The 20,519-nt window shown below is 34.1% G+C and carries 19 protein-coding genes, 1 tRNA gene and 1 rRNA gene; 20 read left to right on the top strand and 1 reads right to left on the bottom strand.

The genetic code is table 11. The annotated features are described in order from the left end of the window. The first annotated feature begins 689 nt into the window (after positions 1–689). From JR312_RS01745 to JR312_RS01735, 3 genes are read left to right on the top strand one after another with little or no spacing between them, the layout of a single operon-like run. Positions 690–836, top strand: a complete 147-nt coding sequence (locus JR312_RS01745; protein WP_236607939.1) for a GDSL family lipase — start codon at positions 690–692, stop codon at positions 834–836. Between the two features lie 13 nt (positions 837–849). Beyond that, a complete protein-coding gene (locus tag JR312_RS01740; RefSeq protein WP_029237693.1) occupies positions 850–993 on the top strand; it encodes a hypothetical protein in 144 nt (47 codons plus the stop codon). A gap of 12 nt (positions 994–1,005) precedes the next feature. Next, entirely contained in the window at positions 1,006–1,170 is a 165-nt protein-coding gene (locus JR312_RS01735; protein ID WP_341813194.1) for a GDSL family lipase, read from the top strand. 534 nt (positions 1,171–1,704) lie between these two features. Here the strand turns inward: JR312_RS01735 and JR312_RS01730 are convergent. Beyond that, positions 1,705–2,322: a hypothetical protein gene (locus JR312_RS01730; protein WP_416647557.1), complete on the bottom strand. Its 618-nt coding sequence runs from the start codon at positions 2,320–2,322 to the stop codon at positions 1,705–1,707. Positions 2,323–2,475: 153 nt separating this feature from the next. Between JR312_RS01730 and JR312_RS01725 the strand changes: the two genes are divergently transcribed. From JR312_RS01725 to JR312_RS01645, 17 genes are all read left to right on the top strand, one after another. Beyond that, positions 2,476–3,979 (top strand): 16S ribosomal RNA (locus tag JR312_RS01725). A 102-nt stretch (positions 3,980–4,081) separates the two neighbouring features. Further along, positions 4,082–4,459, top strand: coding sequence for a succinate dehydrogenase, cytochrome b556 subunit (sdhC, locus tag JR312_RS01720; protein ID WP_264330787.1), 378 nt, complete (start codon positions 4,082–4,084; stop codon positions 4,457–4,459). Beyond that, the gene (gene sdhD, locus JR312_RS01715; protein ID WP_416647556.1) at positions 4,456–4,821 is read left to right on the top strand and encodes a succinate dehydrogenase, hydrophobic membrane anchor protein; all 366 of its coding nucleotides are present in this window, start codon (positions 4,456–4,458) and stop codon (positions 4,819–4,821) included. The genes sdhC and sdhD overlap by 4 nt, the downstream gene beginning before the upstream one ends. Before the next feature lie 76 nt (positions 4,822–4,897). Next, complete coding sequence (locus JR312_RS01710) at positions 4,898–6,136, top strand: hypothetical protein (protein WP_416647555.1); 1,239 nt, start codon at positions 4,898–4,900, stop codon at positions 6,134–6,136. Between the two features lie 118 nt (positions 6,137–6,254). Next, entirely contained in the window at positions 6,255–7,556 is a 1,302-nt protein-coding gene (locus JR312_RS01705; RefSeq protein WP_416647554.1) for a sugar phosphate nucleotidyltransferase, read from the top strand. Between the two features lie 116 nt (positions 7,557–7,672). Beyond that, a complete protein-coding gene (locus JR312_RS01700; protein WP_006015719.1) occupies positions 7,673–8,902 on the top strand; it encodes a lipoprotein-releasing ABC transporter permease subunit in 1,230 nt (409 codons plus the stop codon). Next, complete coding sequence (locus tag JR312_RS01695) at positions 8,895–9,638, top strand: hypothetical protein (RefSeq protein ID WP_416647553.1); 744 nt, start codon at positions 8,895–8,897, stop codon at positions 9,636–9,638. Before JR312_RS01700 ends, JR312_RS01695 begins: the two co-directional genes overlap by 8 nt. Further along, positions 9,623–10,843, top strand: coding sequence for a tetratricopeptide repeat protein (locus tag JR312_RS01690; protein ID WP_416647552.1), 1,221 nt, complete (start codon positions 9,623–9,625; stop codon positions 10,841–10,843). The genes JR312_RS01695 and JR312_RS01690 overlap by 16 nt, the downstream gene beginning before the upstream one ends. 166 nt (positions 10,844–11,009) lie before the next feature. Next, positions 11,010–11,882 (top strand): ATP synthase F1 subunit gamma, encoded by an 873-nt coding sequence (atpG, locus tag JR312_RS01685; protein WP_416647551.1) that lies wholly within the window; start codon positions 11,010–11,012, stop codon positions 11,880–11,882. Positions 11,883–11,900: 18 nt separating this feature from the next. Beyond that, on the top strand, positions 11,901–13,235 hold the full coding sequence (locus JR312_RS01680) for a TldD/PmbA family protein (RefSeq protein ID WP_264330781.1): 1,335 nt from the start codon (positions 11,901–11,903) through the stop codon (positions 13,233–13,235). A gap of 174 nt (positions 13,236–13,409) precedes the next feature. Beyond that, complete coding sequence (locus tag JR312_RS01675) at positions 13,410–13,661, top strand: cold-shock protein (RefSeq protein ID WP_006015726.1); 252 nt, start codon at positions 13,410–13,412, stop codon at positions 13,659–13,661. 34 nt (positions 13,662–13,695) lie between these two features. Next, positions 13,696–14,922 carry a DEAD/DEAH box helicase gene (locus JR312_RS01670; protein WP_416647550.1) on the top strand — a complete coding sequence of 409 codons (1,227 nt, stop codon included), beginning with the start codon at positions 13,696–13,698 and terminating at the stop codon, positions 14,920–14,922. Positions 14,923–15,219: 297 nt separating this feature from the next. Continuing rightward, a complete protein-coding gene (locus JR312_RS01665; RefSeq protein WP_416647549.1) occupies positions 15,220–17,499 on the top strand; it encodes an AAA family ATPase in 2,280 nt (759 codons plus the stop codon). A gap of 56 nt (positions 17,500–17,555) precedes the next feature. Continuing rightward, on the top strand, positions 17,556–18,554 hold the full coding sequence (locus JR312_RS01660) for a molecular chaperone DnaJ (protein ID WP_264330778.1): 999 nt from the start codon (positions 17,556–17,558) through the stop codon (positions 18,552–18,554). A 58-nt stretch (positions 18,555–18,612) separates the two neighbouring features. Further along, the gene (locus JR312_RS01655; protein WP_006015733.1) at positions 18,613–19,503 is read left to right on the top strand and encodes a class I fructose-bisphosphate aldolase; all 891 of its coding nucleotides are present in this window, start codon (positions 18,613–18,615) and stop codon (positions 19,501–19,503) included. A gap of 6 nt (positions 19,504–19,509) precedes the next feature. After that, positions 19,510–19,581 (top strand) — tRNA-Cys (locus JR312_RS01650). 106 nt (positions 19,582–19,687) lie between these two features. Further along, complete coding sequence (locus tag JR312_RS01645; RefSeq protein ID WP_416647548.1) at positions 19,688–20,485, top strand: hypothetical protein; 798 nt, start codon at positions 19,688–19,690, stop codon at positions 20,483–20,485. The last annotated feature ends 34 nt before the right edge of the window (positions 20,486–20,519 follow it).

Below are 20,519 nucleotides of genomic sequence, written 5' to 3'. Positions count from 1 at the left end.
TAGAGCAAAAGTGGATTACTGCTTTGCCTAATTGGGCTTTAACTATGTCTCAACTTGATATCTTTTTTCCTGGTAGGTTAAAAATTGAGTTGAATTGAAAATGCGGTTTGACACACTTTTTTGAACGTTCCCTATTTTTCTTTTTTTATAGGCTTTATAGAGCAGTATGATTAGATGTTGAATGTTATGGCAAATAAAAATAATAACTCTAATTCAAAGTGTAAAAATTTTTGTGTTCTGGGTGATAGTTTATCTGATAATGGTGTAATTATTGAAATTTTAATAACTTATCCTTTGTAAGAAATGTGAAACTTAATGCCCCTTTTTATTAAGGAGGATTTTTAGCAATGGCCTTACTGTTGTTGAATATGTAGCAAAGTATTTAGGTTTAGAAGAATTTAAGTCATCATGGAGATGCTCATTTTTTGATCGATACTATGAACAGCAAGATCATAACTATGCGATTTTATATGCAACAGCATCTGAAATTCTTAACCCTATTTTTTCTTATTTCCTCAATAAATTTCGTTTAGTTAATCAGCTAAACGCAGTAATTAAACATCATCCAGACGTAGGTAAAGGAGATTTTATTTTTCATTATAATCGAGGAAATAATATTATGGGTGCCACTGCTTATAACAATGTTAAAGCAGAAAAAGTATTGAAATAAAGCGGTTAGTGAAATATGTATGCATTTGGTTCTAAATGAATATGGTGTAAAGCATGTGATTGTTGCAAATGTGACTGAGGTTGGTTTGATACTAGCTTTAATAAAGACGAAAAGCAAGAGAGCTGGCTGCAAAGCTTACACAGAGTTTCAATACAAAATTAGCTAATGATTTAGATTATATGAAGAAAGGTGCAGATCTTGAAATAAAAGCATTCGATCTTAACTCTAAAATGAAAAGTATGCTTGGTAAATATAAGAGCAAAGGGTTAAATGATCGAGATGCATACCTATCAAACATCGTAGACCAGTTTGGGGGAGGGTGATTTGGAAAAAGTATGAAGATACTCTTGTTGATATTTAAAGGAAGGCTTGATACTTACTATAATTCTGGATGCAGCACAGAAATACTAAAGGATTATTTCTTCTTTGATTATTTTTATACAACTGCAGAACCTTATTGTGAAGTTGGTAATGAAATGTATGAGTTGATAAAAAATTAGATTTCTTTTAAACATCTTTACGGTTTGTAGTAACTATCTGCGTATCTGAATGGTAAAGGTAGGGGGGTAAACAAAGTAATCTAAAATATAGAGAAAATACACAACGGTGCTTGATACATAGCTATTACGATTTTATTCTCTTTTTGTCATTTTAGTGCTAGAATGACATTCTGCTAGTGAAGTTTATTCTTTGATATATTAACTATAAATATAGAGAAGTCTTACTAAATAAAAAGGTAAAAGGAACCTCTGAGTAGTGAAATTTTGACTCTATATTACTGTAAGTGGTGCTGTAATAATGTTCTAACAAGCGCGACTTGGCTGAGTATAGAAAAAATTTAAAAAACCGCTATAATTTTACGTAATCTACCAATAAACACCTAAGTTTTTACTGGATTTTGTGATTGATCCTACAGTCAAAAACGAATTTTGAGTCATAAATACTTTTAGTGCCATAATAAAATAGGGAGGTTTGTCAAGTAAAGTTCTTTATTTCATCAGATGCGCTGCCAAATTGTTATGCAAGCAAGTTTTTTAGTTTTCGTATATCCGAAGTAATTCTTGTGCATTGGCCTTGATTAGAGTCGGACATTCTCTATCATTTAATAATGAATGCAATATTTCAATTGCACCTTTAATGTCGTTACTGTGTATCTTTACTATAGCGATAGCTTCTTGGCTTGAATAAGGGTACACTGCATTTGATTCTAAATTACTAATTTTATCTTTATTTGTTTTTTCAACGCTGGAGTGAAGTAAGCTCATTACTTCTAAGTATTGTGCTAACTCACGCAAAACATCAGGAGCATCTTTATCGTCTGCCAAATCATTATAAATAATAGATGCTGTGTCTGTTGGCATTGAATCTGAGATATGATTGAATGCGCGTTCAAAATTTGCTAAATACTCCCAATTTGAATCTATTTCTTCTAGCAGCGACTTATTATCTTTTTTTAAGAATAATACTTCGTAAAACTTGTCACCTGCAGTTATAGATTGTTTTGTGTTACCAATGTTGCGCAATAAGTATAATGTGATGCCAACTAACATTGGCGCGAGAGCAAGCAGAAAGATGTATTTTTTCATGGTAATATTCCAAATAGTTATATATTTATACATTAATGCTTTTGATTTGCAAAAACATATTGACATAGTGATTATATCACATAATAATATTCTTAAGGTTGTTTGAATAGTTGGAGATTAAAATATTTCTAAAGTAGAAATAAAGACAGCAGTATTAAGCTAAATTATTTTTTGTCGGATTTATCCGACGTACCCTCAACCTTTCATAGGTTGAAGTCTAAATTTGAGAGTTTGATCCTGGCTCAGAATGAACGCTGGCGGCAGGCCTAACACATGCAAGTCGAACGGAGTTGTACTGTAGCTTGCTATGGTATAACTTGGTGGCAGACGGGTGAGTAATGTATAGGAATCTACCTAGTAGTACGGAATAATTGTTGGAAACGGCAACTAATACCGTATACGCCCTACGGGGGAAAAATTTATTGCTATTAGATGAGCCTATATTAGATTAGCTAGTTGGTGGAGTAATAGCCTACCAAGGCAATGATCTATAGCTGATCTGAGAGGATGATCAGCCACACTGGAACTGAGATACGGTCCAGACTCCTACGGGAGGCAGCAGTGGGGAATATTGGACAATGGGCGAAAGCCTGATCCAGCCATGCCGCATGAGTGAAGAAGGCCTTTGGGTTGTAAAGCTCTTTTAGTGAGGAAGATAGTGACGGTACTCACAGAAGAAGTCCTGGCTAACTCCGTGCCAGCAGCCGCGGTAATACGGAGAGGGCTAGCGTTATTCGGAATTATTGGGCGTAAAGGGCGCGTAGGCTGGTTAATAAGTTAAAAGTGAAATCCCGAGGCTTAACCTTGGAATTGCTTTTAAAACTATTAGTCTAGAGATTGAAAGAGGATAGAGGAATTCCTGATGTAGAGGTAAAATTCGTAAATATTAGGAGGAACACCAGTGGCGAAGGCGTCTATCTGGTTCAAATCTGACGCTGAAGCGCGAAGGCGTGGGGAGCAAACAGGATTAGATACCCTGGTAGTCCACGCTGTAAACGATGAATGTTAAATATGGGAAGTTTACTTTCTGTATTACAGCTAACGCGTTAAACATTCCGCCTGGGGACTACGGTCGCAAGATTAAAACTCAAAGGAATTGACGGGGACCCGCACAAGCGGTGGAGCATGTGGTTTAATTCGATGCAACGCGAAAAACCTTACCACTTCTTGACATGGAAATCATACCTATTCGAAGGGATAGGGTCGGTTCGGCCGGATTTCACACAAGTGTTGCATGGCTGTCGTCAGCTCGTGTCGTGAGATGTTGGGTTAAGTCCCGCAACGAGCGCAACCCTCATCCTTAGTTGCTATCAGGTAATGCTGAGTACTTTAAGGAAACTGCCAGTGATAAGCTGGAGGAAGGTGGGGATGATGTCAAGTCATCATGGCCTTTATGGAGTGGGCTACACACGTGCTACAATGGTGTCTACAATGGGTTGCAAGGTGCGCAAGCCTAAGCCAATCCCTAAAAGACATCTCAGTTCGGATTGTACTCTGCAACTCTAGTACATGAAGTTGGAATCGCTAGTAATCGTGGATCAGCATGCCACGGTGAATACGTTCTCGGGTCTTGTACACACTGCCCGTCACGCCATGGGAATTGGTTTCACTCGAAGCTAATGGCCTAACCGCAAGGAAGGAGTTATTTAAAGTGGGATCAGTGACTGGGGTGAAGTCGTAACAAGGTAGCAGTAGGGGAATCTGCAGCTGGATTACCTCCTTAGGCTTTGTACGTAATTCACCATTTCAAATAATAGTGTCATTATGTACTATACTGCTGTCTTTACTTCTACTTTATTTTTTAATTTCTCGATAACGAAATTTTATGAGTAATAGGCCTCTTTCCCCATATTTACAAATATATAAAGTACAAGTTACTAGTTTTTTTTCTATTATGCATAGATTGACTGGTATCTTGCTATTTCTTTTATTAATCATACTTTCTTGGTATTTTATATTATATGTTTACTCCCCTAAGTTAATTATAGTAAGGTGCTTAAATGCATTATTGTTCACTCCTGTTGCTAAATTAGCTTATATCTTATGCTTTGTAAGCTTTGTGTATCATTTTCTTAATGGTATTCGTCATTTATTGTGGGATGCTGGGCTTAATTTAGAAATTGCTAGTGTTTTAAAAAGTGCTATGTTACTAACAATAATGCTATTTCTTTCTACTATGGCTTTTTTATTTATATTTATATGAGTCAATCTGTAAATTCAGTACATCATTGGTGGATCCAGCGTGTTTCTGCGGTGATTTTGTTATTTTTATTTCCTTGGTTTATTTACTCATTTTCTTGCACATTTTATGTTGATGGCCCTTTATCTTTTAATGAAAGATTATTTCAGGCTATTAATCATCCACTAGAGCTTTTGTTTTTTGTTATACTGGTGTTTTGCATTTTTTGGCATGCAGTTCTTGGAATGCAAGTAGTGTGCGAAGATTACATACACAGTGTACCTCTAAGAGTTTTTACGATTACTTGTATAAAGTACTTGTCGAGCATTACTTATATAATCCTCGCTTTTACAATCTTTGTCTTCTACAGGCATATTTTCTTGTAAAATTGCCAATTCTGTGTTAATATATTATTAGTGTACTAGTTTTATCATTGAACTATAGTGATTTTGGTTTAGCAATATGTTAGAGACATTGAAAAAGTGGGGAACAGACCTTACGCTAAAAGTGAAGGATCTATTTAGTTCATCTGAGTCTCAAGTTTATGTCAAAGATCTTAGAAAGGTAATGGTATATAAGGATGGGAGGAAATGCCAGTATCCAAAAAATTATGATCAAATTGTACAGTCTGCTAAAATCATAGAAAACAGGGATATGCATGGAAATGCTATACTAGATAAAGATAAAAATCCAACCTATAAACTTTTGTATGGTCAAAAAGATGAGAATGGAAAACAACCAAGTTTCAGATTATCTTTAGTTACCGAAGATAAAGATAATGATAGATCTTATTTTACTATCAATTATATAGACAATCAGGATAAGCAAATTCCTATAGATTGGTTAAGTAAGTCATACTTTGAGCCATTAGGCTTTTCGAGAATGGATTTGAAAAAACACGTGCCAATTTTCGAAGCTCAAAAAACTAATGATCCTAAATATCCGTTTGGATTAACTCACTCTTCTGTGCTAATGAAAAAGGTAAAAAATGGAGAATTACTATACACTAGTAATTATAAAAAATTAAGCACTAATTTTTCAGAAATTAGAGATCAAAATGGTAGTCTAGAGCTAGATAAAAGTCTGATATCTGTTCCTATTGTTTTTGCTGCGGGTTTAGCTAAGATTTGTGCTAGACTGCTGACTTTCATTCCTATAAAATTAGGAGAGAATTTGATAGCTAGAAAAAATCGAGTTGCAAAATCTTTTGGTTATCTTTTTTTCACTCCTGCAGTGGTAGTAAAAAATTTAGTAAATATGGGAGCTACAATACTTAAGGTTCCAATTTTATTATTTGTAGCAAATGAGAAAAAGTATGGTGATGCTTATCTTACTATGTCGAAACACCAATTGAAAGAATGTTGGAAAGAAATAAAAAGCGACTTTAATGTTGTTGCAAATGGGGAAAGGCCAAAGCCGAAGCAGAAGGATCATAAGCCACTCAGTATAGTGGGCACGTGGGATGAGCTTGACGCTAGAAGTCCAGGTATTGAAAGAGACTTGGAAAAGGCGCTGAATAAAAGTAGTGAAAGTATAGATAAATCCAGAGAATCAGGTGTTGGAGAAAGCTTAAAGGAGAAGCCGCAAAACAAAACTGATAAAAAAATAGCTGCAGCCGTTAATCAAAAAAGCAGCACTCCTCATATTGATAGAGAGATAGAAAGAAGACAAGACTCATCACGAAATGTAGGGATTCCATAATGCTCGTAGTCAATCATCACTTTAAATTACTTTTTACTTTAATCATCTCACAATAAAAACTTGCATGCATTTTGCCGTTAGTATAAGATATTAATCAAATAATTAATATCTTAATTAAATGCGCCCTGTAATACTGTGTGGTGGTAGTGGCAGCAGACTTTGGCCTCTATCTAAGCCAAAGCAATTTCAGAAAATATTTAGTCAGAATACTATGTTTCACAACACTTTGTTGAGGCTAAAAGGCGATTATATGCCACCCATCATTACCACAAATATACAATATGAGTCATTATTGATGCAGGAATTACATTCATTACAGGAATGTAAAGTAGTTTTTGAACCAGTTAAAATTGGGACAGCGGCAGCAACACTAATTGCTGTGCTTCTCTGCGATAGGAACGAGACAATCTTAGTTCTGCCTTCAGACCATTTTATAGGTGATTTGAATAGTTTTTATGTTTCTATTGAGAAAGCGTCTAAGCTAGCCTCTGAAACTGACTCTATAGTCACTTTTGGGGTAAAGCCTCATGAATTCAATTCTGAATACGGCTATATAAATGCAGTATATGGTCAGAAAGAAAAATGTCATATAGTAAAAGATTTTACAGAAAAACCCGAGCGTAAGGTAAGTAACGATCATTATTGGAACTCTGGAATATTTGTGTTTAGAGCAAAACGCTATATAGATGAGATAAAAAAAATTGCTCCGACTCTCTATAATTTATGTTGTGAAAGTATGAAGCATTTTGTATCACGAGAGAGATTTCTGTATTTAGAACAGCAAAATTGTGCAGGAATGGGTGATACATCTATTGATCACCTAGTGATAGAAAAAGCAGAAAATATTGTAATGATAGAAGCCAATTTCGATTGGATGGATGTTGGCACTTGGGGTTCAGTTTTAGAGTTAAGTAAGAGATTTAATAAGAATTTTGAGTCGTTTCAAGCTGTAACCAAAGGAAGAGAGCCAGTTTTGATGACAGAAAATGATGCAAAAAATTTACTAGGTAGAGTTTATAAACGGCCAAGTAAGAGCCTAATGTTGTTCATTAATAAAGTTAAGGAAGTAAAGCCAATAAGGAAAGAGATTAAGCCATGGGGATTTTATAGTGTAGTTTTAATGGGCAAGGATTTTCTTATAAAATACCTTTTTATAAATCCACTGAGCTGCACTTCTAAGCAATTTCACCACTATAGAGATGAGTACCATATAATACTATCAGGGGTTGGATGCGTGAGTTTAGATGACAAAACATATGCTATAACAAAAAATCATGTAGTAGAGATTCCAAGGAAGGTGTTTCATAAAATTGAGAATAAAAGTACAAGATTTCCTCTTGAGATAGTTGAGTTTCAGGTAGGAAAGTTTTTATCTGATAATGATATAGCAAGATTGGACGATATATATGGAAGGTCTTAATATAGAATATTGAATATATTCTATAAGCTTGCTAAATTTAGACAACCTAATTTGAGGTAAAGGAAAAATTACAGTTATATGAAGCATAAAAAGTATGATATTTAAATCTTAGTATAATGTCTATTGCCTTTGAATTTACTATGGCTATTCGCTATTTGCGAGCAAAGAATTCTAGATTTTGCTCTATAATGGCCTTGTTTTCTATTATTGGTATTGCTCTTGGAGTTGCAACGCTAATAGTAGTAATGTCTGTAATGAATGGGTTCAGAGCAAAGCTGCTCGACTCTGTACTTGGCATTAATGGTCATATTAATGTTTACTTTGATAGAAGCATAAATTCAGATTACCACGCAGTGTTAAAATCTATTGAGAAAATCCCAGGTGTATTAAAAGCTACTTCTATGACCAATGATCAAGTGATCGTTGCAGCAAATAGTGGAATTGTGGGTAGCGTAGTCCGTGGTGTGTCAACTAAAGACTTACTTAATAATACTACCGTTAAGAATAATGTAATTATGGGTAACGTGGAAAAATTCGATGAAGGTATCATAATAGGGGCAAGATTAGCAGAAGCTTTGAATATTGATTATGGTGATAACATTATGCTTATATCACCTGAAGGATTTGATGCACTGTCTGGTGAAATACCAAAAATGAAAGAATATAAAGTTGTAGCAATATTTGATATGGGTATGTTTGAGTACGACAATACCTTGATGTATATGCCCATGAAATCAGCTCAGGCTTTTTTTAATTATAAAGATAGTGTGAGAAATATAGAAGTGTTTATAGACGATATTGCTGCGGCTAATAAGCTAGCAAATGCTATAGTAGAAGAAACAGGAATGAAAGCTGAAAGTTGGCAATCTCAGCAAAGCCATTATGTTAATGCTTTAAAAACTGAAAGAAATGTGATGTTTTTAATTCTTACTTTGATTATAGTTGTGGCAGCATTCAATATTGTTTCAAGTTTGATGATGATAGTGCAAGAAAAGAAATCTGCAATTGCAATTATGCGTACGTTTGGTGCAACAAGCGGAAGCATTATGCGCATATTTTGTGCTTGTGGATTGCTGATTGGTTTTACAGGAACTTGTCTTGGCTCTATTATAGGGGTTGTTTTTTCTCTCAATATTGAAAGTATTAGAGTGTTTTTAGAAAACATTACCAACATCAAACTGTTTGATCCTATGATATACTTTTTTTCAAGTTTGCCAGTGATATTAGTCTCTCAAGATGTGATTAATATTTCTGCACTTGCATTGTTCTTATCATTTTTAGCGACAATTCCTCCTGCATTACAAGCAGCTGCTCAAGATCCTGTGGAGATATTACGTTATGAATGATACTTGGAGAAAATGCATAGGTTGGTTCTTAATTATATTGTTGTTTGTTAGCTATATTACAATAAATAACATAATATTTTTTAAAATAAATCAGCAAGAGAGTGAAAATAGTATAAGTATTGTAACGGAAAAGATAGATGAACTTAAAATGTTGCTTGAAGTTAATCAAATTAAGGTAGAGAAAAAGATATTTGATTTAAAGAGAAATCTGCACACTCAATGTGAGCAAGGTGACGGTAGTTCAAGGCATAAGAACCTCGCAAAGTTGCTGCTACTTGTGATTAAGATGAAGAATTCGTTATTGCAAGAAGCCAAGTTTGATAATCATATAAATTCGATAAAGCCTTTGATATCAGAGCTTGACGATCCAGAAATAGAAAATGCAGTAAATGAATTGGAAAATTTGAAAGAGGTAGATACTTTATGCGGGTTGAAATTGTCTTTTGAGAGGAACATGACTGTTATTAACTACAATAAAAGTAACTTGTTTAAAAAAATCATTTCAAATTGGATAAAGATAGATGATCGTAGTGATCCACTCAGGTTAAAGCTTGCGGAAATTGAAGAATTAATAAGCGATAATGATTGGCAGAGCATAGCCACCGCAATAAGTGACTTAACATACCCAGAATTCAAACCATGGCTTAATAAATTGAATGATTTTATTGTAGCTTTCAAGAATACTTCAATAATATATCGTCACTTATTACAATACATCTCATGGTTTATTTTATAATTTTTGCTTTTTCGTTTTTATTTGGCATATGGATCAAGGTAAGTGGTGAAGTAATAAAGTTGGAATTAGGCAATTACACTATAAGTATTGATCTATATTTCGTTATTCTTGCTTGCGTAGTCTTATTATTTTTATTGATTGCAGTTGCACGTTTTTGTTCTTCTATTTCATCAACATTTGCTAACATAAAAAATAGAAGAAGAAGTAGGGAAGAATTGCTTCTCTTTGAAGCTTTCTTTAGCTTAGACTTAGGTAATATAGAGAACACCAATAAGCTAATTAAAAATCTAAATGAAGAAAGTGATAAATTATCTTTAGTAAAGCTCTTTAATTCAGGTAAAACGGGAAATTACAGCTTTTTCAGCCATAATTTAACGAGTATTGCAAGTAAAAATCGCAACTTAGCTCTACTTCTGATCAATAAACTGATTATTCACCTAAAGCAAGAAAGGTTAGTCTTTCAAAAATTTATAGAATATTGCTCTAGTTCAATTAATGATAAAATTTTGTCTATTCCCTTTCAAATAGAGCATTGTATATTGCAAGAAGATTGGATAAATGCAATTTCAAAGTTAAAGGAAGCTATCAAATTCAATATTTTTCTTCCCTTTGATCGTAAAAAGATGTTAGCGGTTTTTTATTGCGCTTTAGCAAAGCAATACGAAAGCAAAGGAAGTTTTTACAAAGCTATAGATTATTTAGCTAAAGCACAAAGTTATTATGCAACTTTTCAGCCCATCAATTATTTAAAGGCAGAATTATATATCAAGCTTGAAAAAATCAGAAAAGCTTCCACAGTATTAGAGGAAGAGTATAGAGTAAATCCTACTCCTCAATCAGCTAGAATGTATATCAAATTAAATAATAAAGGCGCTGAAAGACTATATAACTTACGCCCTGATTATTATTTTAGTTATTGCTTGCTTGCTTTGTCTTCAATTAGCTTAGGGAAATATGATCTTGCAAGTCAGCATTTAGATATTGCTATGAAAAAAGCTAATTACATATCAATCTACCTTGTTATGGTACAGCTCAAGATTATGCTACAAGAGTATGATCAAGCAATTTACTGGCTAAATAAGATGGACTCAGAAGCTGTGCCTGATCCAGGTTGGAAATGTGTTGATTGTAATAAAGAGCTAAAGCAATGGGATTATAAGTGCTCAAGTTGCAATAGTCTTAATTGTATTTACCTTATATTATAAGACTCCATAAGGTGTGATACTTTTACATCGAGATTGCTTTAATATAATCTTTATCTCAAAACAGTAAATCTGTGAGTTTCTTAGTTAGGTTTGACTCCAATGTCAAAAAAACTTGTTTTTAGACATTACCAGTTATATATTTTAATAAATTAGAATTATATACAAAATGAAGAGCTTAAAGGAATTATCCTTAAGAATTAAAAATATTAAGTCTGTGCAGAAAATCACGAAAATAATGCAAATGGTTTCTGCAGCAAAATTATTACAAAGCCAAAAGAGATTATCAAATTCAAAATTGCATATATCTAAGCTGCATAGCATTATTTCTTCACTAGCGCTATCAGCGGATCAAGAGTTACTAGCAAGAATTCTAAATATCAATAATGAAGATTCTTTCCTAGTATTTATTATTGCATCTGATCGTGGTTTATGTGGCAGCTTTAACTCCTCTGTTGTTAAATTCAGTCAGGAGCATATAAACAAATTAATTGCAAATGATAAGAAAGTAGACATTGTTTTTTTTGGTAAGAAAGCTTTTGAGACAGGCAAAAATAGATTTAATTCTAAAAATATCTTGAAGGTTGAAAATAGTAAGGGAATCACACTAAAGCGTGTGGAAGCCTTGGTTAGTGATATAGATCTAAGTAAATACAATAAAGTTAAGGTTTTTTACAGTAGATTCTATAATACCTTCATGCAAAAGCCAATATTAGAAACAATAAAACCATGGAGTAAAGACTCATTATTAATTGATAATTCTGTAGTTAGTCCTCTAACAGATTACAGCTATGAGTATGAACCACAAAATATTGAGTTTATTTTAAAATCTTTGACTCAAGATTATGTTACAGCTGCTCTTTATTCTGCTTTACTTGAAAGTGCAGCAAGTGAAAATAGTGCTAGGATGGTTGCTATGGAATCAGCAAACAGAAATACAAAAGAAATGCTAAATAAACTAGCATTACTTTATAATCGTTCTCGTCAAGCAGCAATTACAACTGATTTGATTGAAGTTATAGGTGGTGCAGAATCTTTATAGAAACTCAAGGAATGAAAAATGAATATATTAAATATTGCAGCAGATATCACTAAACTAATAAAAAAGCAGAATCAAGACGCAGAAGTTACAATATATGAAACTAATAAGACCTCGGTTTCTCAGCGTCTGTCAAAAATTGAACAAATATCACAATCTAGAAACTGTACTGTCGGAATTAGAGCTATAGCAGGTAAGAACAAAGCTGCGTATATTTCCACAAACGATTTGAATAATCTTAGTAGTGCAGTGAGCCAAGTGGTGGAAATGGCAAAGAATGCCCAGGAAGATCCTTATATTAGTTTTGCTGTAGATGGCAGTAATTATATCTCTTCTGCAGATTTAAATATCTCAGATAATAATGTTGTAACAATTGATAAATTAAAAGAAATTACTGAAGCTGCAGAAAATTCAGCTCTTGCACATAAAAATATTATTAATTCCGAAGGAGCTTCATCTTCACATACTTCAGTAAATACAGTATTATCAACCGTTTCTGGTTTTGTTGGTTCATTTAGTAAGTCAACTTTTGTTAATCAGGTTTCTGTTGTTGCTGGAGAAAAGAGTGAAATGAAAATAGGCTACGATTACGATGTAGCATGCAACTTCAGTGATTTAAAAACACCGGAGTCAATAGGGAAAGAAGCAGCAAAAAGAGCAATAGATCAATTGGATTCATGTACAATCAGGACAGGCAAATTTCCGGTTGTTTTTGAAAAAAGAGCAGCAAAAGAGCTAGTAAAGAGCTTTGCTTCTGCCATAAATGGTAGCAATATTGTAAATAATAGCTCTTTTTTGAGAAATAGTTTAAATACTCAAATTTTTAATACTGAGATTAGCATTATCGATGATCCATTGTTACCAAGAGGTATAGCATCAAGACCATTTGATGGGGAAGGAATGATGAGTAGGAGAAATGAATTTGTAAAAAATGGAGTACTACAAAACTGGATTTTAGATCTATATTCGGCTAAGAAATTAAACTTGGAAACGACCGCAAATGCAACTCGTACAAGTAATGCTGCAATTATTCCTTCAGCTAGTAACTTCTATTTCAAAAATGGTAATAGGTCATTTAAGGAATTAATTGAGGAAGTAAAAGAAGGAATATATGTAACTGATTTATTTGGTTTTGGTGTTAATTTAATCAATGGCGACTATAGTCAAGGTGCATGCGGATTTTTTATAGAAAATGGTAAAATAACTGACCCAATACACGAAATTACTGTTGCTGGCAATTTGAAAGATATGTTTAGCAATTTGGTTGTTGCAAATGATCTAACTTTCTGTGGGCAATTTAATTCACCAACGATTAAAGTTAGTGAAATGACAGTTGCAGGTTCACTTGGTGGTTAAAAATTTTAGTTGCATTAAGTACAATAATTGTGTACTATTACTATGTAATGTTAAGAATAGACTATGGAGTATAGAAGTTTAGTTGCAGTAACTAAGCTTAAAGCATTCTAAATCGTAATTTCAAAGTTTTTCATCACATTAATAATATTAGTTAGTAGTTTAGGAGTTATCCATATGGAATTTGGTAATATAAAATGGTTTAATGTTGAAAAAGGCTATGGTTTCATCAAGCCAGAAGGTAAAGGTGAGGACGTTTTTGTACATGTTAGTACATTAGAACGTTCAGGAATAAGACCTGATGCACTTCGAGGAGAGGATAAAAAGAAAGGAATGAAAGGGGAAAGAGTAAGTTATGAGCTTAAAGAGGAGCGTGGTAGGAACGGGGAAGATAAAAAGTCTGCAATAAATTTAAGATTAGAAGATTAGTCTATCGTGAAGCTTTTTAATAGGGTAATGTATTGTGAGTAATTTTCATGAAATGGGGCTTCCAACTTTGCTTAGGCAAGCTCTAAGTAAAAATAATCTTTGTGTTCCAACCCCGATTCAAATGCAAGCGATTCCTCTAGCTCTCCAGGGCAAAGATATTCTTGGATCTGCTCAAACGGGAACTGGAAAGACTTTGGCATTTGCTATTCCACTGGTTGCTAAATTGCTGAATGAGCCAAGCATTGGTTCAGCTTTAGTCATCGTGCCAACCAGAGAGCTTGCTCATCAGGTAACAAATGAGATGAGAAAACTCTTATCTCAAAATTCTGTACTAAGAGTCGCTTTGTTGATTGGAGGTGAGCCTATTTTTAGGCAGCTAAATCAGCTTCAGAAAAAACCACAAATCATAATAGGTACTCCTGGTCGTATTATAGATCATATTGAGCGTAAAGCTTTGATTACTCGCAATGTCAGCACTCTTGTACTTGATGAAACGGATCGTATGTTTGATATGGGCTTTGGAATTCAAATTGAAGGGATCATGAAATATCTGCCAAAAATACGTCAGACTCTTATGTTTTCTGCAACTCTTCCTAGTGATATAGTTAAACTTACTGAGAAGTACCTTAATCAGCCAGAGCGTGTTTCTGTTGATTGTCAGGCTACAACTTCTGCAAAAATTAAGCAAGAAATTGTTTATGCATCAGAATCAGAAAAATATGGAAAACTTATTACACAATTATGTCAGCGCAAAGGATCGATCATTATTTTTGTCAAAACAAAGCGAGGAGCGGATCAGCTAGCTGACAAATTGCACAAAGATGACTATAGCGCTTTGGCAATTCATGGTGATTTAAGGCAGCACAAGCGTGAAAGAGTCATTAATTCTTTTCGTCGTGGCCGCAATCAAATCATGGTTGCAACAGATGTTGCTTCTCGCGGCCTTGATATTCCGCACATTCAACATGTTATCAATTATGATGTACCACAATCGCAAGCTGATTATGTTCATCGTATAGGTAGAACTGCACGTGCGGGAGCTGAAGGATTTGCATTATCTTTTGTTACACCTCAAGATAAGAGAAGACTGCCTGCACTAGCAGATAAAGAAGGAGAGCCAAATTTTGATTGTAGTATGCAATCTCAAAAACGTAACAGCAAAAAGATCTTTAAAAGGCCAAGTACGTTAAAGGCTAAATACGGTAGAAAAAAGATCAATGTATTTAAGAAGAAAAGCAGAGTACTAGAAAAAGCGTATTAATGTACTTAACTATTCTTCTATTCTTTAAAAGCTCCAGTAAGCTTGCTGCAAAGTGAAGTGATTGGAGGATGGTAGAAAGAATATATAGCTAGCCCAAATTAGATTTACCTACAATTTGATAATCTTAATTCTGCTGCTTATAACGTTTTGAGATTATCACAACGGTATAATGTTAGGCTGTGTGGACTATAATCTGTAGCTTCATTCAATTTGGCTACAACGAGCTGCTAGATTTCAGTTTTTTTAATAATTGTGTGCTACTAATTATATATAAATTTACACTTTTAAAGATAATAGATGATTTCTAAAAATTTGGAGGCAAGTTTAAATAGAGCGTTACAGATTGCTTCTGATTGTAAGCTTAAATATGCAAAAGTGGAACATTTGTTGCTAGCATTAACCAAAGATGTGGATGTAAATTATGTTTTATCAAGATGTAAAATCAGAGCTGGTGAAATCATAAATATAGATAATATTATATTAAGGAATGATCATGGTAATAATACAAAAGGTTTTTTACAAGACAACTCCGAATTAACTGTCAACAAAGTTGAGCCTGATGTGCTATTTCAACGCATAGTACATAAAGCCATGATACGAGCTCATCGTCTGGGAAGAAAAGAAATAAATGGAGCAAGTATTCTATTAGAGATTCTGTCTGAGCAAGATTTATACATTGAAGAGCTATTACGCAAACAGAATGCAAAGGATTCTAATTTGATTTATAACATATCCAATATAAAATATTCAGGTGATATAGAAGAATATGTAACTAATCGCAAGATAAAACTTGATAAGAATAACGATATCTCTACTGTAGCAAATAAAGGTGAATTATTAAAAGATGAAGAAGTTCTGCAAAATTATTGTAGAAATTTAAATGATTATGCAAGAAGCAAAAAAATAGATTATGTCATTGGTCGTGATTATGAATTAAATCGCACTATAGAAATCTTGCTAAGACGCAGAAAAAATAACCCTTTATATGTCGGAGAACCAGGTGTTGGTAAAACAACAATAGTTGAAGGCTTGGTATTGAAAATTATTGAAGGTAGTGTTCCGAGTGCACTGAGATCGAGCATAATTTATGCTTTGGATTTAGGCTCACTTCTTGCAGGAACACGCTATAGAGGTGACTTCGAAGAGAGAATAAAATCTATAATAAAAGTAATTGAGGCAAAACCTGGCGCTATTCTTTTCATTGATGAAATACACACTATTATTGGAGCAGGTTCAACAAGTGGCAGCTTTCTTGATGCTGGCAATCTGCTCAAACCTGCACTTGCAAGAGGTGCGTTGCGTTGTATAGGTGCAACTACATATAGAGAATATAGCAATAGCTTTGAAAAGGATAAAGCATTAGCAAGGAGGTTTCAAAAAATTAATGTAAAAGAGTCTTCTATTAATGATACGGTAAAGATACTAGATGGTATAAAGCATTACTATGAAAGGTATCATGGAGTGTATTACACGAAACATGCCATTAAATCTGCAGCTGAACTTTCACACAAGTATATCACTGGGCGAATATTACCTGATAAAGCAGTTGATGTTATAGATGAAGCAGGGGCATATTGTAAGTTACAAAAAAACAGGCGAAAAGTTATAAACAGTAGAGACATTAAGAGTACTATCGCTAGGATTACAAACGTACCTTGCGGGTTTGATGATATGCAAAGAGTAAAATCTTTGAAAGAAAATCTCAATAGGGCCATTTTTGGTCAAGAGCAAGCGATAGAGTTTCTCGTTAATTCTATTAAAATTGCTAAATCTGGTCTGAGAAGTTACAATAAACCCTTGGCAAAGTATCTTTTTGCAGGGCCAACTGGTGTAGGTAAGACTGAGCTTGCGAAGCAGCTAGCACAAAATATGGGTATGAACCTTATTCGGTTTGATATGTCTGAGTATATGGAACCTCACACAATATCTAGAATGATTGGTTCCCCTCCTGGATATGTGGGTTACGACCAAGGTGGATTGCTTACAGAATCTGTATCTAATAATCAATATAGCGTAGTACTTCTTGATGAAATTGAGAAAGCTCATAGTGATATTTATAATATATTACTACAAATCATGGATTATGGGTGTGTTACAGACACTTACGGACGTAAGGTTAATTTTTCCAATACGATCTTAATTATGACAACCAATGCAGGGGCATTTGAACGTAACAAAAGTTCTATTGGCTTTGGGTATAAAAACTTCAACATCAGTGACAGCGAAAAAGCAATGGAACGGGTTTTTAGCCCTGAATTTCGTAATCGTCTTGATGCAGTCATTTCCTTTTCTGATTTGGATGCGGATGTCATTTTGCACATTGTGGATAAATTTATTCAGGAATTAAAAAAACAACTTGTGCAAAAGGGTATAAGCTGCTCAGTGGAAGAAGAAGTAAAGTCTTATCTTGCGCAAACAGGTTATAGCAAAGAAATGGGAGCACGCCCAATAGAGAGGCTGATTGAAAAAGAGATAAAAAGTCATTTGGCTGAAGAAATACTGAATCGTCGATTAATTAAAGGAAAGAAATTAAGGATTTATATTGGTAAACACGGAATTGCTTTTGATATAGTTTAAATTCTTGCTTGAGTATTAAATTTGTAGTATAGTCACTATTTTTTAATGAGGCTATAGTGGCAAGTTTAACCAGAAATCAATATTACAGTAATCAAGATTTACGGAATTTATTTTCAAGGCTGGGAATAAAAGCGGAAGAAGTAATAAGTCAGGAGTTTGATGATGTACTTAAGTTAGTTGAGCGGCGCTTTAGAAGAGCTTCATTAAAATGTCACCCTGATAAAGTAGTAGGAGAGAAAGAGAAAAAAATAGCTGAAGAAGAGTTTAAAAAACTTAGTGCAGATAAAGATAGGCTAGAGCAATATCTTAACGACTTAAAAGCAGCTGGCATATCTATACCATTACAGCGAGAAGTGCAGGAAAAACAAGGAAAAATCGATGAGATTCTATCACGTAGAAACAAAGCTATAAATAGAGCGCTTTTATTTTTTATATTAGCAAATGTGGTACTTGGTCCGTCGCCTCAAGTCAAATATTGCTTATCGCAACTTGCTAACAGTGGCAAAGTACAAAACATTGCTTATAAATTTTATGCATTCAGCATCGGAGTTTGGCCATGGTTATTTATTATATCCTTTTGTAGTATTATCTATGCAGCAAGTAAACAAAGAGGCTCACAAGAAAAAAATCTAGATAGGTTAAATAGGGGATACAATTTACTTATTGCTGCTGATAATTATGTGATATGTATAGCAGCAGCGTTTGCTGTGTGCAGTTTAGCGTCGGAAATTGCACAAAATGGCTGGCCTGTTCAATATGGAATGGTGCTTATGGCTAATTTAGCATTGGATTTATTACTTATTGCTTTACTTAGAACTTTTATAAAAGCTTCTGAATTATATAGTGAGCACTGCATCCAGCGTTTATACGAAGAAGATGCAGAATTTAGCTACAAGGAAAAGTTTGCATGGTATGACTATAAATTAGTGCTTATGCCGCTCATTCTTCCTATTGTTAAAATGTATTTTGAAGATTTAATTCAAGAAAAACCACAACAGCACACCACCGATCCTAAAGTTACACCTTTAAATATAGGCGTAGGAACAAGAGCATAAAAAGGTCTTTGCTTCAACTATAGTTTTTGCTACACTTTGAGTAAATTTGAAGATATTAATGAGTGAAGAAGTAAAACAAATCCTAAGTTACTACGAAAGTGAAAACCCTGGAGTAAAAGCGAATCTTACTCGCATTCTTATGCATGGGAAACTTGGTGGAACTGGCAAGTTAGTAATTCTCCCTGTAGACCAGGGATTTGAGCACGGACCAATAAAAAGTTTTGAAGTTAACCCTGATGCTTACGATCCACATTATCATTTTCAGCTTGCAGTTGATTCAGGAGTAAGTGCATACGCTGCTCCGCTTGGTATGATCGAAGCTGGTGCTTCAACTTATGCTGGAATGCTACCACTTATTTTGAAGCTTAATAGCGCTAACTCTTTGCACTCAAAAAGCTTAACTTCAGATCAAGCAATAACTGCCTCTGTAAAAGATGCGCTGCGTTTGGGCTGCATGGCTGTTGGGTTTACTATATATCCTGGTTCTGCTAAGTGTTTTGATATGATGGAAGAAGCTCGCAAAATTATAGCTGAGGCTAAATCTTGTGGCCTTGCTGTAGTGCTATGGTCTTATCCACGTGGTGAAGGGATTTCCAAAGAAGGTGAAACAGCAGTTGATGTGATTGCTTATGCTGCGCATATAGCGGCTTTGCTCGGTGCCAACATAATAAAAGTAAAACTTCCAACCAATCATCTGGAAAGAGAAAAAATAGAAAATATTGAATCATTATCTAAAAGAATTGAATATATTAAAAAGTCTTGCTTTGCAGGAAAAAGAATAGTAGTTTTCTCTGGTGGTGAGTCAAAGTCAGTGGATGATATATACAATGAGGCAAAAGAAATTAAGCAAGGTGGTGGTAATGGTTCAATTATCGGGCGCAACACTTTTCAAAGAAAAAAAGAGGATGCTTTATCTATGCTAAAAGATATAATTAATATCTACGCATAAAAAGACGGCTGGGTGGCAGAATGGCTTATGCGGAGGACTGCAAATCCTTTTATACCGGTTCAATTCCGGTCCCGGCCTCTTACTCCAATTAGATCGTTTTTTTTCTGAAATTTTAACAAGAAGTGTGGCTTTTAATGAAATATTTAAAAAAATAAGATACTATATTCAAAATATAAGCAGTAAAATGCCAAAGAGATTAACAGAAGTTTTATTATTGATTGGTTTGCCCTTCTTGCTTACCAGTTGCACTTTTCACTATTTATTAAAGAGCTCGTATACTCATCTTGCACCAGAAAAGTACCCTTCATCCAACAAACAGCCGGTTTACGTCGGTACAGCTTACAGTGTACAGACTATATATAATGCGTTATTTAATGACTTTCTGTTAATAGGTAAGTCATCATTCACAGCCAAACATGGGCGTGCTAGTCAATATGTTAACTATGGAAGAGAAGTTGGAGCAGATGTGATAATCGTATCATTTCAAAATATGCAAAAGGATAAAGAGCATTTTAGCATCACAGAAAAACTATTATGGGACACAAGCTTAACAACATTTCATACAAGGACCATTATAAACTTTGATCAGGACGTACTCTTTCTAAAAAAGGTAGGTGATGCAAAAGCTCCATGGGAATATGTCAAAGGAGAGTTCAAGCTTCACGAAAAAGACGATACTGATCCATATCTAGGGAATTGGGTAGGGTATAGAATATGCAAGATTGCAATATCTTCTTCAGAAGATGAATACTTAGGATTTGTAAATGAAGATAATTGTAAAGAAAAATCTGGAATAAATAAGATGCTTGCTTGGAAAAATGGGGATGTAAGGTTGCGAATTAATAAACAATCAAAACAGGGATTTTATTTAAATCGAAATAAGATTCCCATACTAATAAAATCTCAAATTAACAAATTTGGCTACCTCGAATTAGTAGATAAAAATACTGATCAAGTTCTGGTTTCCCTTCAGAAAAATTAGTTTTTACTACCCATAGAAACTATATACTTCTATT

It is taken from the genome of Wolbachia endosymbiont of Nasonia giraulti (genome assembly GCF_048054155.1).
GTDB classification, from domain to species: domain Bacteria; phylum Pseudomonadota; class Alphaproteobacteria; order Rickettsiales; family Anaplasmataceae; genus Wolbachia; species Wolbachia pipientis_C.
The sequence above is the reverse complement of the archived record's forward strand: the minus strand, read 5'-3'. Positions and strand labels throughout refer to the sequence as shown.